Genomic DNA, 14,554 nt, shown 5'->3' on the forward strand with positions numbered 1-14,554 from the left:
AGCAGCGCACCGCTGAAGAAGCGCTGCGCTGCATCCGGGGCACGAGATTGATGTGCGAGGCTGCGTGCTTTTCCACCCTCTCCCTTGTGGGAGTCTGTCTCGGCGAAGTCGGACCCGTAGGGTGGGCAAAGGCGCATTGCGCCGTGCCCACGACCTCTCCAATATTGCAACAGAAGCGTGGGCACGCTTCGCTTTGCCCACCCTACGATATTGTGCGCATTGCGCCACCTTCTCCCGCAAGAGGGAGAAGGAAGAAAGAACCTCAGCTCTTCCTTTCCGGCACGCGCTTGATCTTCGCCCCAAGCGCGTTCAGCCGTTCCTCGATGCGCTCATAGCCGCGCTCGATCTGGTCGGCATTGTTGATGGTCGAGGTGCCCTCGGCGCAGACGGCCGCGAGCAGCATCGCCATGCCGGCGCGGATGTCGGGCGAGGTCATCGGCGCGCCGCGCAGGCGGCTGGGACCGGCGATGATGGCGCGATGAGGATCGCAGAGAACAATTCTTGCGCCCATCGCGATCAGCTTGTCGACGAAGAACATCCTGGATTCGAACATCTTCTCGAACATCAGGATCACGCCCTCGCATTGCGTGGCGGTGACGATCGCGATCGACATCAGATCGGCCGGGAAGGCCGGCCAGGGCTGGTCCTCCAGCTTCGGCACATGGCCGCCGAAATCGTCCTGGATCTTCAATGTTTGATTGGAGGGCACGATGAGGTCGTCGCCCTCGACCCGGCAGACGATGCCGAGCCGCTCGAAGCCCATGCGGATCGAGCGCAGATGCTCGACGCCTGATCGCACGATGCGAAGCTGCGAGCGCGTCACGGCGGCAAGGCCGATCAGCGAGCCGACCTCGATGTGGTCGGGCTGGATCCGGTAGGTCGCTTCCCCCAGCGTCGCCGAACCATGGATGACCATGGTGTTGGTGCCGATGCCCTCGATCCTCGCGCCGAGCGCGACCAGGAAGTTGGCGAGATCCTGCACATGCGGCTCGGACGCGGCGTTGCGCAAATATGTGACGCCGTCGGCGGCGACGGCCGCGACCAGCGCGTTCTCGGTCGCGGTCACGCTCGGCTCGTCCAGGAACACGTCGGCGCCCGCGAGCTTGGGCGCGCGGAATTCGAGCCGGTCGGTCGCGGTGACCTTGGCGCCGAGCTGTTCGAGCGCCAGCACATGGGTATCGAGCCGGCGCCGGCCGATGACGTCGCCGCCGGGCGGCGGCAGCATCACTTCGCCGCAGCGGGCGAGCAGGGGACCGGCGAGCAGGATCGAGGCCCGGATGCGGACGCACAGCTCGGGATCGAGGTCGGCGGCGCGGATGCTCTTGGCGTGGATATGAAGCGTGTTGCGGGCGGTCCACTCGGCCGAGGCGCCGACGGAGCGGATCAGCTCGACCAGCGTCTCGGTGTCGCGGATCCGCGGCACGTTCTCGAGCGTCACCGGATGCTCGGTGAGCAGGGCGGCGGCGATGATCGGCAGTGCCGAATTCTTGTTGCCGGACGGCTCGATCGAGCCCGAGAGCCGGTGACCGCCCTCGACGATGTACTGGATGGGCGCCAAATGGATTCTCGCTGTCTGGTGGGGTGGGGCGGGCTGTTTCGGGCGGAAACTACAGAGATTTGAGCGCGGTAGCAATTGCGCTGGCCGTGGTTCGGGGCCCGTCGGTCGCCCTCGGCGGGTGTTTCAGAACAGTCCGACGATATTCCCCACGACATAAAGGATCGCGATCAGGATCAGCGCGCCGATCATGACGAAGGAGATTTCGATCGCGATGGCGCCGGTGCCGAGCGTGGCGGCGACGGCGGCAAGAAGCCGCTCCTCCCGGAAGATCAGCGAGAGCACCGAGAGCAGGATGGCGAGCAGGCCGAGCGAGATCGCGGTGACTGATGCCGTTTCGCTCCAGCTTCGTCCGGCTGATTTCTCGACCTTGGGCGCCTGGTACTCCACGCCCTTTACCTTCGCGATCACGCGGTCCTTGATGCGATGGCCGGTGTCGACGATGACCTGGTCCGCCGGCGGCGGGGGGAACACGATCGGCACGACCCAGCGTGGCAAAACCGCCGCGATGAGCGCCAGCACGCCGACGATGCTGCCGATGATACCGAGCCGGCGGGAGGGCGCGGCGGAACTGGTCGTTGCAGAGGCGGTCATGGCGCGACGCTTCCCGGCCAGAATTGGCCTTGCGGGTCATGCCACTTCGTCGCAATGGCGGGTGGCGAGGTTCAGGTGCCGCGGCGGTACGTTTGATGTTGCCGCGAGGCGCCTCAATTGCGGAACAAATTGATGGCGCCGCCCTCGCCTTTGACCTCGAAATACATGAGATCGATGTAGATCGCAGCGGCAAGAACCAGCGCGCGCTCGTCTTCTGTCAGGCCGCGTTCCAGATACTCCACCAGAAAATTATCGCGGTCGGTGAACAGTTCATCGCCGATTCCGGACCATTTCTTCGCAACGCGCGCGTGCTCCCGCCCTCCGCGCATGAACGGAAAGGTCCATACTTTCCAGAATGGCGAAGTGACTTCGAGCACCACTTTTCCCTGCGCATCCTGCACATGGAAGATCTTGGTGAAAATCGAAAACTGACGCTCGATGGTTCCTATGAGACGGCCGTCGCGCGAACGCAGCTCCAGGCACTGAAAGAACCAGCGGAAGGGATGAATGCCGCGCATGACCGGCTGTCGGGCGCCGTCGAAAAAATGAACCTCGAAGGAGCGCCAATGCCCAAATGCCTGGCGCCCGAGGAAGCCGAGAATTCCCTTTTGCTGTTCGGCCGCATAGAGCAGATCGCGGCCATTTTCATCGCGAATGCGATACTTGTTGCGGGTTTCGAAGCCGAAGAGTTCGGCCATTTCGAAGACCTGCTGCACGTACATTTGGCGTTGCTCAGCTAAAATCGGCAACATGTCGCTCGGACCTCTTCCATGATCTGCCTTCAGGTCCATCGCGCCGGCTCTCACCTTGGCTCCGGCGCTCTCGGCCAGCGTGCTGAGTGAAATACGCATCGGCAACGCGGCAGGTGGGCCTACGCTACTTCGTCGTGATGGCGGGTGGTGAGGTTCAGGGAATTCGGTCACCTCTCCCCGCAGGGGAGAGGTCGGATTGCGCAGCAATCCGGGTGAGGGGCCGCAGCATTCGGTGAGACCAAAACCCCTCACCCGGATCGCATCTGACGATGCGATCCGACCTCTCCCTACGGGAGAGGTGATCTGCGTCCGTGGTTGGCACCGATCAAGCCACCGGCCTCAGATATCGATCGTCGCGCTCAGCGAATGTTCCTGAATGAAATCGCGGCGGGGCTCGACCACGTCGCCCATCAGCTTGGTGAAGATGTCGTCGGCCTCGTCAACCTCCTTGACCTTCACCTGCAGCAGCGAGCGCACCTCGGTGTCGAGCGTGGTCTCCCACAGCTGCTCCGGGTTCATCTCGCCGAGACCTTTGTAGCGCTGCAGCGTGATGCCCTTGCGCCCCGAATCGGTGACCGCCTCGAACAGGTCGGACGGGCCGTGGACCACGTGCTCGCTGTCCTTCCGCCGCAGCTTGCCGGAGCGCGCATAGACGTCCTGGAGCTTGGTCGTGTATTCGTCGAGCTTGCGGGCCTCGGCGGAGCCGAGCAGCGCGTCGTCGATGACAGCCGATTCCTTGACGCCGCGCACGGTGCGCTCGAACACGAAACCCTGGCCCTCGACGAATTGCCCGACCCAGCCGCGCTCGACCTCCTCGGCCTGGTTGTCCAGCCGGCTCGCGATGTATTGCGCGGCCGCGGCCGCATTCTCGGGATTGCCGTAGATCGACTTGTTGAGCACGCCGGTGATGGCGGCCTGCTCGACGACCTTGCGGTTGTAGCGGCTGTGCAGATTGCGCAGGATGCTGCGGACCACGCGGGCATCGTCGACCAGCGCGCGCAGGTCGCGGCCGGAACGGTCGCCGCCGGTACCGGGGATGTACACGCAATCATCGAGACCGGCGTCGATCAGATAGTCCTCGAGCGCCCGCTCGTCCTTCAGATACTGCTCGGACTTGCCGCGTGAGACCTTATAGAGCGGCGGCTGGGCGATATAGAGATAGCCGCCATCGATGATGTCGCGCATCTGCCGGTAGAAGAAGGTGAGCAGCAGCGTGCGGATGTGGGCGCCATCGACGTCGGCGTCCGTCATCACGATGATCTTGTGATAGCGCAGCTTCTCGACCGAGAAGTCGTCGCTGATGCCGGTGCCGAGTGCGGTGATCAGCGTGCCGATCTGCTCCGACGACAGCATCTTGTCGGGGCGGACGCGCTCCACGTTGAGGATCTTGCCGCGCAGCGGCAGCACCGCCTGGAATTCGCGGTTGCGACCCTGCTTGGCGCTGCCGCCTGCCGAGTCGCCCTCGACGATGAAGAGCTCGGACTTGGCCGGATCTTTCTCCTGGCAGTCGGCGAGCTTGCCGGGCAGCGAGGAGACCGAGAGCGGGCTCTTGCGCGTCAGCTCGCGCGCCTTTCGCGCAGCCTCGCGGGCGGCTGCGGCCTGGATCACCTTGCCGACGATCATCTTGGCCTCAGACGGGTGCTCCTCGAACCAGGCCTGGAGCGCCTCGTTGAGCACGTTCTCGACCACGGGGCGCACTTCCGAGGACACCAGCTTGTCCTTGGTCTGCGACGAGAATTTTGGATCGGGCACCTTCACCGACAGCACGGCCGTCAGGCCTTCGCGGCAGTCGTCGCCGGTCAGCGCGATCTTTTCCTTCTTTGCGTTGGCCTCGGCATAGCCGTTGACCTGGCGCGTCAGCGCGCCGCGGAAACCGGCGAGGTGGGTGCCGCCGTCACGCTGCGGGATGTTGTTGGTGAAGCACAGCACGTTCTCGTGGTAGCTGTCGTTCCACCACAAAGCGGCTTCGACGCCGATGCCGTTGGCTTCCGAGCGCACCATGATCGGCGTCGGCACCAGCGCCTTCTTGTTGCGGTCGAGATATTTGACGAATTCCTCGACGCCGCCGGAATAGTGCATCTCCTCGCGCTTCTCGACCGCGTGGCGCATGTCGGAGAGGGCGATGTTGACGCCGGAATTGAGGAAGGCGAGCTCGCGCAGGCGGTGCTCGAGCGTCGCGAAATCATACTCGATGTTCTTGAACGTCTCGGTCGAGGCGAGGAACGTCACCTCGGTGCCGCGCCTGCCCGGCGCATCGCCGACCACCTTCAGCGGTGCGACGGCATCGCCATGGGCGAATTCGATGTAGTGCTCCTTGCCGTCGCGCCAGATGCGCAAGCCGAGCTTGCTCGACAGCGCGTTGACGACGGAGACGCCGACGCCGTGCAGGCCGCCGGAAACCTTGTAGGAGTTCTGGTCGAATTTTCCGCCGGCATGGAGCTGGGTCATGATGACCTCGGCCGCCGAGATGCCTTCGCCCTTGTGGATGTCGACGGGAATGCCGCGGCCGTCGTCGCGCACGGTGACGGAATTGTCGGCATTGAGGATCACGTCGACGCGCGAGGCGTGGCCCGCGAGCGCTTCGTCGATCGCGTTGTCGACGACCTCGTACACCATGTGGTGCAGGCCCGAGCCGTCGTCGGTGTCGCCGATATACATGCCGGGGCGCTTGCGGACGGCATCGAGACCCTTGAGCACGCGGATCGATTCCGCACCGTATTCGCTCGGATTGGAGGGCTCGTTTTCGGCAGCGGGCTGCCGAGCAGGTTCTGTCATGAGAGGCCTTCGAAATGTCGCCCGAATCAGCGGCGCAAAAGGCGCTGATTTGCAGGCTATTTGTGCCATGAAAGACCGCTTGCGCCTAGCGCAAAGTATCTTCCGGCAACCCTTTGAGCAGATAGAGTTTTTGGGCCGGTTTTCAAGGCGTTCGAAGGCCGATTCCGAGGCTCGCGAAAAGCCCGATTCGAGACCCTGTTTTTGGCCCTCAAAGGCGTGGATTTTGCGGGGGGCGCAGGGGCCTGTTCCGAGACGCCCTGGCGCCTCCGGGAGCAGGCCACGGGTTCAGTAGATCTGGGACGGCTTCTCATCGTCGCTGAGGCTCCAGGCCTCGCCTGCGGCCAGGGTGACGGTATCGGCGCGCAGCAGAAGGCCCCACGCGCGCAGCTGGTAGGAATACGTGCCGGGCGGCAGATCCAGCATTTGTGGATGATTTTCGCCGCCAGCGATCTCAATGGTTTGATCGTTGATCACAAGCGAAGCCACGTCTGGCCTTAGATAGCCGAAGATCAGCCGCGCTTGTCCTGATATCGGCAGGATATTGGCCTTGGCCGCGGCCTCCGGATTCCGCTGTGCCAGGCTGACCGTGGTCTCGTCCTTGGCGCGGCCAAGCTTCAGGGTGGCCGGGCCCTTTGGGGAGGCGAAGGCGAGTTGCACGCGATCGGCGGCGATCACCGCGTCATCCGGCGTCTCCTGCCAGCCGCGCTTTCCGAGCTCTCTGCGGTAGAAGGCGAGCACCTCGCTGAGCTCCGCGGGCACGCGCGCTTCGATCTCAAGCCGGAGCGGGGCCTCGGCGCCATGCGCCCGCGTGGTGCGGAATTGGCTGAAGCTGCTTTGCTTCGGTGCCGGCATCTCGACGTCGGGATCTGCCGTCAGCGGTTCCTGCGAGCAGCTTGCGAGAAGGAAGAGGCCGCACACGAGCAGCCGCCACCGTGCCGGGACCCTCGTCCCGCGCCTTGCCGTCGTCATGCCCACTCTCCAGGGATGTCGCGCGTCGTGATCTTCGCGCGATGCAGCGGCTGCGACACGGGTCGCCGCCGCCTCTCGACGACTAGTCGCCCCGCGAACCCGACAGGTTCACCCTGGCCGTTACAGGCACAGGCGGCGGGATCAATACATCTGCAGCGGCAGCACGTCGCCGCTTGGGCCCACCATGAGACCCCAGGCGTCGCCGGCGGCGACCGTGAGGGTCTCGGTCCGGGCAGGACGCCCCGGTACGCGCAGCGCATACTGATACTTGCCGGGCGCCAGATCGAGCATCGGACCTTTCGGCGATTGCGGGCCGCCGGCGCCGGCCGCGATCTTGATCGTCTGCTTGTTGATCGTGAGCGATGCTTCCTTGTCGCCCATATTGCCGATCATCAGCCTTGCCTGGCCCGGCTTGGGCATGATGTCCGCCTTGGTCGCGGCATCCGGATTCTTCTGCGCCAGATTGACGGTGGTCTCGCCTTTGGCGCGGCCGAGCTTGAGCACCGCTGGTCCCTGCGGCGAGGTGAAGTCGATCTGCGCGCGCTCCGCGGACACGGTCGCGCCGTCGGTCTTTTCCTGCCAGCCGAGCTTTCCAAGCTCGGTGCGGTAGAACGCCAGCACGTCGCCGAGCGGGGCCGGGATGCTCGCTTCCAACTCGCGGCGGAACGGCGTCTCCGTGCCCGGCAGCTTGGTGGTGGCGAGCGAGGTCGACGACCGCTGCGTCGGCACGGGAAGCTGGGATTCGGGATCGGGCTTGAGCGGCTCGGAGGACTTGGCTTGCACCTCCGGGGCGGCTGCGGGCTTGGCGGCGGCCACCATGAGGCCGGAGCCGTCGGCGCGCACATTCACCTTCGGACCCATCTGCATCACGGTCATCGAGATCGACTTGCCGCCTTTCGAGAACTCCATCACCGCCATGCTTGGCTGGTTGATGACGGAAGGCTGCTCCTTCCAGCCTGCAGGCTTCAACGCCGCACGGTAGAACGCGGTGAGCGCCTTCACGCTCGACGCCGAGGAGAATTCCAGCCGGCCGTCGCCGCCCTCGAACTTCACGCCTTCGGCGTTCTCGGGCAGCGGCACCGGCGTCTTGCTGTCGGCGAGTGCATTGAGCGGCGCATCGGACAGCGCGGCCGCCTGCACCTTGCGCCGCGCTTCGTCGGCCGCGATCACCTGCTGTGCGGCTGCGGCGGCATCGCTGAAGAATTTCTCGTCGGCTTCCTTCTTCGCCTTGGCGCGGGCGGCGAGCGCGGAGTCCTTCACCTGCGTCGTCATCGTCACCATGGTCAGGTCGTATTTGCGGCCGATCCGCAGCAGGCCCGTTTCCTCGGCCGAGGAGATCCTGATCGCGACGTCATCGCCCGGAGCGGCGGCAGCCTTGCCGTCCTCCTGCCAGCCGCGCGCGGCGAGCTCGCGATGATAGAACACGAGCACGGGCGCCGGCTCGGCCAGGACCGCCACCGTCATCTCGCGGCGGTTCGAGCTTGCGCTTCCCAGGCTCTTCGCCGATTTGGTCGGCTTGGGGCGCGGCAGGCCGGCAACGTCATCGTCGGCCTGAAGCTCGTCAGGCAGTGCGAACGGCGCCACCCGGATCTCGACATCGGTCCTGCCGTCGTCGCGGCGCGTCAGCGTCAGCATCACCGGCTTCTGCTTGTAGAACTGCGTCGTGTCGCCTTCGGGATGATCGTAGAAGGCGCGCACGCCGTTCGGGACCGCCTCGCCGAGATCGGCGTTCGGCCAGCGTGCAGCTGTTTCCGGCGTCAGCTTGCGCCAGCCGATCGCCGCCATCTCTTTCGTGAAGAAGTCCGAGGTCGCATCGAGCGCCCCGGGCGCGACGCAGCCGAGATAGGGGCGGGTCTCGTCGAATACGAGATCGGTCGCGCCGTCCGGAAAAGGCACGTTCGAATAGATCCGGTCCGGTGTGTAGTAGACGGCGGACTGGTCGGGACGCCCGAGCGCCTGCGTGAAACGAACAGAAAGACCCTGCCGTCCCTTCTTGAATTTCAGCGTGGTGCTCTTTTCCTCCAGCGGCAGCACATAGGGCACCCATCCGTCGGCGCTCAGCAGTTTTCTGGTCGCGACCGTCGTAGCTGCAACAGGGGTTGGCACGGTGTAGATCACGCGATAAGTGTCCGGCCGCGAAGTGTCTTCGACAGCGCCCTCGAGCCGCGGCAGAGTGTGAACGTCGACGATACCAGCATCGGCGGCGGCCGCGACCGAGCAGCTCGCCATCAGGAACAGGCCACATGCCAGCAGCCGCCAGCGTGCCGGGACCTGCGTCCCGCGCTTGATCATCGACATCGCCAAACTCCTGGATTTCGCGCGGGTCTATCCCTCGCGCAATTGCAGGCTGCGACACCGTCGGCGCGGCCTCAGACCAGAAGTCGCGGCAGGAACCGGGCAGGTTCAATACAGATGAAGCGGTGACCACGCGTCGCCGTCGCGCCCCACCGTGAGCTCCCAGGTATCGCCGGCTGCGATGACGAGGGTGTTGGTATGGGCCGGATGGCCCGGCACGTTCACTTCGTAGGGGTATTTGCCGGGCGGCAGATCCAGCGCGACGGCGTTGGTGCCGCGGGCGCGCGTGATGGTCCGCTCGTCGATCGTGAGCGCGGCTTCCGTCTCGCCGATATTGCTGAACACCACCTTGGCCTGGCCGGGTTCGGGCATGACGTTCGCCCTGGTCGCCGTGTCCGAATTTTTCTGCACGAGCTCGACCGCGGTACTATTGTCCTTGCGGCGGAGCTCCAGCAGCGCCGGTCCCAGCGGGGAGGCGAAGGCGAGCTGGACGTGATCGGCGGCGATCACGGCGTCATCGTGCTGCTCCTGCCAGCCGAGCTTGCCGAGTTCGGCGCGGTAGAAGGCGAGCACGTCGCCGAGCGCGGCTGGTACGGTAGCTTCCAGCCTGGTGCGGAGCGGGGCTTCGATGCCGCTCACCACGGTGGTGTGGGTGCCCCTGTAGCTGTAACGGGTCGGCGCGGGCAGCTTGGCCTCGGGATCCGGCGTGAGCTCGGCCGAGAACAGTGCCGACAGATGCGGCGCCCAGGCGCCGGCGGTTGCCGCGAGCAGGCAGCTTGCGAGCAAGGCGAGGCCGCACGCAAACGCCCGCCATCGTGCCGGGGCTTGCGCCCCGGTCCTTACCGTCCGCATCTTTCTCTCCAGAGATATCGCGCGTGATGTCATTGCGCGATTGCAACGGCTGCGACACCGTCGGCGCGGCCTCGCAGAGCTAGTCGCTGACGGAACCGGGCGGGTTCAATGCGCTAAAGCATGATCCGGAAAAGTGCGAAGCGGTTTTCCGGAAAGATCATGCGTAAACAAAATAGTCTAGCGCCGGGCCGATACGCGTCCGCTCTCGACGTCAAACACCTCGCCGCCTGCGCCAATCTCGGCGAAGGCGGCGGGGTCCGCGCCGGTCAGCCAGACCTGCGCGCCGAGCTTGCGCAGCTCGTCGAACAGCGCCGCGCGGCGGTTCGGATCGAGATGGGCGACGACCTCGTCGAGCAGCAGCAGCGGCACGATGCCGGTCATCTCGGCGACCAGCGTGGCGTGCGCCAGCACGAGGCCGATCAACAGCGCCTTCTGCTCGCCCGTGGATGCGTCGCGCGCGGGCATGCTCTTCGGCGCATAGACGACCTGGAGATCGGTGAGATGCGGGCCGTCGGTGGTGCGGCCGGCGATGGCATCGCGCGGACGGTTGTCGCGCAGGATCTGGCGGTAGCGGTCCTCGACCGAGGTCGCGGTCTCCTGGAGCAGCGCGTTCTCCATCCAACCGTCGAGCGCGATCTGCGCGGATGGAAATGCGGATTGCTGTGCGCGTGCGTTCAACATGCCGGTCAGCCGCGCCGCGGTCTGGCCGCGCGTGGCGGCGACCGCGACGGCAAGCTCGGCGGTCTCGCGCTCGATCGCGTCACACCAATGGTCGTCGTAATTGCGCGTCTCGAGCAGGCGGTTGCGCGAGCGCAGGGAACGCTCGAGCGCGTTGATGCGGCTGGAATGCTCGTTGTCGATGGCGAGCACCAGGCGGTCGAAGAAGCGCCGCCGCTCGGAGGCCGCGCCCATGAACAGCCCGTCCATGGCCGGCGTCAGCCACACCATGCGGATGTGGTCGCCGAAGCTGGCTGCCGAATTCACGGGCTCGCGGTCGATGCGGCAGCGCCGGCTGACCGCGCTGTCTGCGCGCGGCGCATCGATGCCGGTGCCGAGCGTGGCGAGGCCCAGCGCGCCCTCGACCTGCGCCGACACCGCCCAGGAGCCGTCGCCCTGGTTGTCGGCGATGTCTTCCAGCGTGGCGCGCCGCAGGCCCCGGCCCGGCGACAGGAACGAGATCGCCTCGATGCAATTGGTCTTGCCCGCCCCATTCGGCCCGACCAGCGCCACCATGTCAGCCGCCGTCTCGAGCCCCGCCGCCCGGTAATTGCGAAAATGCGTCAGCGTCAGGCGATGAATGCGGGAGGGGGTCATTTTAGCTCGTCATGGGCGCGCGCTCTCCCTTTGCGGGGGCATGCCGTAGGGTGGGCAAAGGCGCGCTCTGCGCGCGCCGTGCCCACGTCTTGCTTTGATCCGTGCCGCTGTATGGTGGGCACGCTTTCGCCTTCGCTCTACGAGCTACGGCGCAAACTTTGCCCACCCTACACGTCCGATGGATGGCCGAGGGAGCACCTCCCTCACACCCGCATCGGCATCAGCACGTACAGTGCGCTCTTGTCGTCGCGGTCTTGCACCAGGGTGGGCGAGCCGGGGTCGGCGAGCCTGAGCGTTGCGACGTCGCCTTCGATCTGGGCGGCGATGTCGAGGAGGTAGCGGGAGTTGAAGCCGATATCGAGGGCGTCGGAGGCGTATTCGACCTCGAGCTCTTCGGTCGCGCTGCCGGAATCCGGGTTGGTCACCGACAGCACCAGCTTGCCCGCCGACAGCGACAGTTTTACGGCGCGGCCGCGTTCGCTGGAGATGGTGGAGACGCGATCGACCGCGTTCTCAAAATCCTTCTTGTCGACGACGAGCTCCTTGTCGTTGCCTTGCGGAATGACGCGGCCATAATCGGGGAAGGTGCCGTCGATCAGCTTCGAGGTCAGCACGACGTTGCCGATGGTGAAGCGGATCTTGGCCTGCGACAGCTCGATCGTCATCTCGGCGTCGGTGTCCTCGATCAGGCGCTGCACCTCGCCGACCGTCTTGCGCGGCACGATCACGCCCGGCATGCCCTCGGCGCCCTTGGGCTGCACCAGGTCGAGCTGGGCGAGACGGTGGCCGTCGGTGGCAACGCCGCGCAAGGTGGCGGCCTTCGCGGTGCCGGCGGCATGCAGATAGATGCCGTTGAGATAGTAGCGCGTCTCCTCGGTCGAGATCGCGAACTGGGTGCGGTCGATCAGCCGCTTGACGTCCTTGGCGGCGAGCGAGAACGAGTGCGACATGTCGCCGGCGGCCAGATCCGGGAAATCATTTTCCGGCAGCGTCTGCAGCGTGAAGCGCGAACGGCCGGCGCGGATCGCCAGCACGGCGCGGTCGCCGTCGGCTTCCAGCACGATCTGCGAGCCGTCGGGCAGCTTGCGCACGATGTCGTAGAACATGTGCGCCGGCACGGTGGTGGAACCGGCGGTAGCGGTTTCCGCCGCCAGCGTTTCCGTCACCTCGAGGTCGAGGTCGGTTGCCTTCAGCGACAATTTGGCGTTCTCGGCGCGGACCAGCACGTTGCCGAGGATCGGGATCGTGTTGCGGCGCTCGACCACGCGGTGGACATGGCCCAGTGACTTCAGGAGTTGCGCGCGTTCGACCGTAACCTTCATTGCACTACTCGCCCGATCCCCAAGGAAAACTCAGCGTTGGAAAAGCCGGGCAGCCGAAAAGCGCCGCGGCACCGAAGACCCCCGGCAGGCCGGGGTCATCCAGCCGATATGACCAAAGCCGTCAGGGTCGCGCAAGGTGGCTCGGATGGCCCCCGGATTCAAGGGATCGGGGGCAGTTCCCCCACGATTAACAGCCCAAGACGAAGGCCGCCGCCCAGGCGAGGCCGGAGCGGCGGCAGAATGGCAGGAGGGCGCCTAGGCCTTTATTCCTGAAGCTGGCGCTTCAGCGACTCCACTTCCTCCGACAGCGCGGTGTCCTTGGAGACCAGTGCCTCGATCTTGCGCACGGCGTGCAGCACCGTGGTGTGATCGCGTCCGCCGAAGCGGCGGCCGATCTCGGGCAGCGAGCGCAGGGTTAGCGTCTTGGCGAGGTACATCGCCACCTGGCGCGGGCGGACCACGTTGGCGGTGCGGCGCGAGGAGAGCAGGTCGGAGCGGCTGACATTATACTGCCGTGCCACCACGCGCTGGATGTCCTCGATCTTGATCCGCTTCGGCTCCTGCGGCCGGACCAGGTCGCGCACCTCGCGCTCGGCCATCTCCAGCGTCACCGGCTGGTTGTTGAGCTTGGAGTGGGCCAGCAGCCGGTTGATCGCGCCTTCGAGGTCGCGGCCGTTATGGGTGATGGTGCGCGCGAGATAATGCAGCACCTCCTCCGGCACATCGAAGGTCGCATGATGGGCGCGGGCGGCGGCGACGCGCGACTTGAGAATGCCGTGCCGCAGCTCCTCGCCGAGCGAGCCCATCTCGACCACGAGGCCGCCGGCAAGCCGCGAGCGGACGCGGTCATCGAGACTCTCGAGGTCGGACGGCGGACGGTCGGCCGCGATCACGACCTGGCGGCCGGCATCGATCAGCGCGTTCAGCGTGTGACAGAACTCGGCCTGGGTCGACTTGCCCTGCAGGAATTGCAAGTCGTCGATCACCAGCACGTCGATGCCGCGCAGCGCTTCCTTGAAGGCCAGCGCCGTCTGCGTCTTCAGCGCAGCGACGAAGCCGTACATGAATTTCTCGGCCGTGAGATACAGCACCTTGCGCTCGTTGCCGGAATTGCCGGCCCAGGTCACGGCTTGCAAGAGATGCGTCTTGCCGAGGCCGACGCCGGCATGGATGTAGAGCGGGTTGAACATCACGGGGTCGCCGCGGCGTCCCTCGGCGACCTGGCGCGCAGCCGCATGGGCCAGCGTGTTGGAGCGGCCGACGACGAAGCTCGCAAAGGTCAGGCGCGGATCGAGCGGCGAGCCGCCGAGCGCATCATGATTGGCCGAAACCGGCGCGGTCGCGGTCGAGCGCAGCTCCGGCGCGGGGGCGCGGCGCGCCTCGACCGGCGCGGGCGCCTCCTTCGGCGGCGCCACCGGGCGCACGGCGGAACGGACTGTGAGGTCGATGCGATGTACTTCCGGCATCTCGGCCTGCCAGCACGACAGCACGCGCTCGGCATAATGGGCCTGGATCCAGCTCTTCAGGAAGCGGGTCGGCACCGAGAGCCGCACGCTCTCCTCCTGCACGCCTTCGAGATCCATGCGTGCAAACCAGCTCGTATAAACATCTTCGCCAACGCTCGAGCGCAGCCGACCCTTCACGCGTGACCAGCGATCCTGTTCCGATGTGTTCATCGTCAAAAACTTCTCTTGAGAGCTCAGATTGAATTTGTGAGCGCCATGCAGGGTTCCTGCCGAAATCCCCGCAAATGGCGCGACCTCGAGCGAGTCCATCGTCAGGCAAGGCTCCACCGTTCGGCACGAAGCGCCGCAGGTCAGATCAGCGATGTCTTTGATGGAGGGGTCGCGAGGTCAGCGCGTACTCGACGCGCCCGTGCACGTTGGAGGCTGAACGCAGGACGGATCGGAAACGGCATCGTCGAACGATGGAACTTGAGTCAATACCGCGTTGAATCCGTAGGACATGATACCCTCCCCGTCCTGCCGTGATCGCTCACGGCAAGGTCCTGCGTAAAAGACAACCGCGCCGTACTCCTGTCGCGGATGCCCTGCCCGTCTGCACTAGTCGTCCGTTCGGCTTCGCCATCGCGACTGTCGTGGTAGCTCCAAGATGTCTCTCATCTA

The 14,554-nt window shown here is 65.6% G+C and carries 10 protein-coding genes; all 10 read right to left on the bottom strand.

Annotation, left to right across the window (positions count from 1 at the left end; genetic code table 11):
• Nucleotides 1–262: 262 nt before the first annotated feature.
• Nucleotides 263–1,558, bottom strand: a complete 1,296-nt coding sequence (murA, locus tag JQ592_RS14210; RefSeq protein ID WP_211403461.1) for a UDP-N-acetylglucosamine 1-carboxyvinyltransferase — start codon at nt 1,556–1,558, stop codon at nt 263–265.
• Nucleotides 1,559–1,681: 123 nt separating this feature from the next.
• Entirely contained in the window at nt 1,682–2,149 is a 468-nt protein-coding gene (locus JQ592_RS14215; protein WP_211403462.1) for a hypothetical protein, read from the bottom strand.
• 113 nt (nt 2,150–2,262) lie between these two features.
• The gene (locus JQ592_RS14220) at nt 2,263–3,000 is read right to left on the bottom strand and encodes a phospholipid scramblase-related protein (RefSeq protein ID WP_211403463.1); all 738 of its coding nucleotides are present in this window, start codon (nt 2,998–3,000) and stop codon (nt 2,263–2,265) included.
• A gap of 240 nt (nt 3,001–3,240) precedes the next feature.
• Complete coding sequence (gyrB, locus tag JQ592_RS14225; protein WP_211403464.1) at nt 3,241–5,676, bottom strand: DNA topoisomerase (ATP-hydrolyzing) subunit B; 2,436 nt, start codon at nt 5,674–5,676, stop codon at nt 3,241–3,243.
• A 285-nt stretch (nt 5,677–5,961) separates the two neighbouring features.
• On the bottom strand, nt 5,962–6,645 hold the full coding sequence (locus JQ592_RS14230) for a hypothetical protein (protein ID WP_211403465.1): 684 nt from the start codon (nt 6,643–6,645) through the stop codon (nt 5,962–5,964).
• A gap of 141 nt (nt 6,646–6,786) precedes the next feature.
• Nucleotides 6,787–8,943 carry a hypothetical protein gene (locus tag JQ592_RS14235; protein ID WP_211403466.1) on the bottom strand — a complete coding sequence of 719 codons (2,157 nt, stop codon included), beginning with the start codon at nt 8,941–8,943 and terminating at the stop codon, nt 6,787–6,789.
• Between the two features lie 105 nt (nt 8,944–9,048).
• On the bottom strand, nt 9,049–9,792 hold the full coding sequence (locus tag JQ592_RS14240) for a hypothetical protein (RefSeq protein ID WP_211403467.1): 744 nt from the start codon (nt 9,790–9,792) through the stop codon (nt 9,049–9,051).
• Between the two features lie 177 nt (nt 9,793–9,969).
• Nucleotides 9,970–11,106, bottom strand: a complete 1,137-nt coding sequence (gene recF / locus JQ592_RS14245; RefSeq protein WP_211403468.1) for a DNA replication/repair protein RecF — start codon at nt 11,104–11,106, stop codon at nt 9,970–9,972.
• A 203-nt stretch (nt 11,107–11,309) separates the two neighbouring features.
• Nucleotides 11,310–12,428, bottom strand: a complete 1,119-nt coding sequence (gene dnaN, locus JQ592_RS14250) for a DNA polymerase III subunit beta (RefSeq protein WP_018644236.1) — start codon at nt 12,426–12,428, stop codon at nt 11,310–11,312.
• A gap of 263 nt (nt 12,429–12,691) precedes the next feature.
• Complete coding sequence (gene dnaA, locus JQ592_RS14255) at nt 12,692–14,104, bottom strand: chromosomal replication initiator protein DnaA (RefSeq protein WP_211403469.1); 1,413 nt, start codon at nt 14,102–14,104, stop codon at nt 12,692–12,694.
• Nucleotides 14,105–14,554 lie beyond the last annotated feature (450 nt).

Origin of the sequence: Bradyrhizobium iriomotense (genome assembly GCF_018129405.1) — a bacterium.
Classification (GTDB): Bacteria; Pseudomonadota; Alphaproteobacteria; order Rhizobiales; family Xanthobacteraceae; genus Bradyrhizobium; species Bradyrhizobium iriomotense_B.

What these genes read in the sequence shown, in the direction of transcription:
- JQ592_RS14215 (WP_211403462.1), bottom strand. Translation starts at nt 2,149, where the DNA reads ATGACCGCCTCTGCAACGACCAGTTCCGCCGCGCCCTCCCGCCGGCTC.
- JQ592_RS14220 (WP_211403463.1), bottom strand. Translation starts at nt 3,000, where the DNA reads ATGCGTATTTCACTCAGCACGCTGGCCGAGAGCGCCGGAGCCAAGGTG.
- gyrB (WP_211403464.1), bottom strand. Translation starts at nt 5,676, where the DNA reads ATGACAGAACCTGCTCGGCAGCCCGCTGCCGAAAACGAGCCCTCCAAT.
- JQ592_RS14230 (WP_211403465.1), bottom strand. Translation starts at nt 6,645, where the DNA reads ATGACGACGGCAAGGCGCGGGACGAGGGTCCCGGCACGGTGGCGGCTG.
- JQ592_RS14235 (WP_211403466.1), bottom strand. Translation starts at nt 8,943, where the DNA reads ATGTCGATGATCAAGCGCGGGACGCAGGTCCCGGCACGCTGGCGGCTG.
- JQ592_RS14240 (WP_211403467.1), bottom strand. Translation starts at nt 9,792, where the DNA reads ATGCGGACGGTAAGGACCGGGGCGCAAGCCCCGGCACGATGGCGGGCG.
- recF (WP_211403468.1), bottom strand. Translation starts at nt 11,106, where the DNA reads ATGACCCCCTCCCGCATTCATCGCCTGACGCTGACGCATTTTCGCAAT.
- dnaN (WP_018644236.1), bottom strand. Translation starts at nt 12,428, where the DNA reads ATGAAGGTTACGGTCGAACGCGCGCAACTCCTGAAGTCACTGGGCCAT.
- dnaA (WP_211403469.1), bottom strand. Translation starts at nt 14,104, where the DNA reads ATGAACACATCGGAACAGGATCGCTGGTCACGCGTGAAGGGTCGGCTG.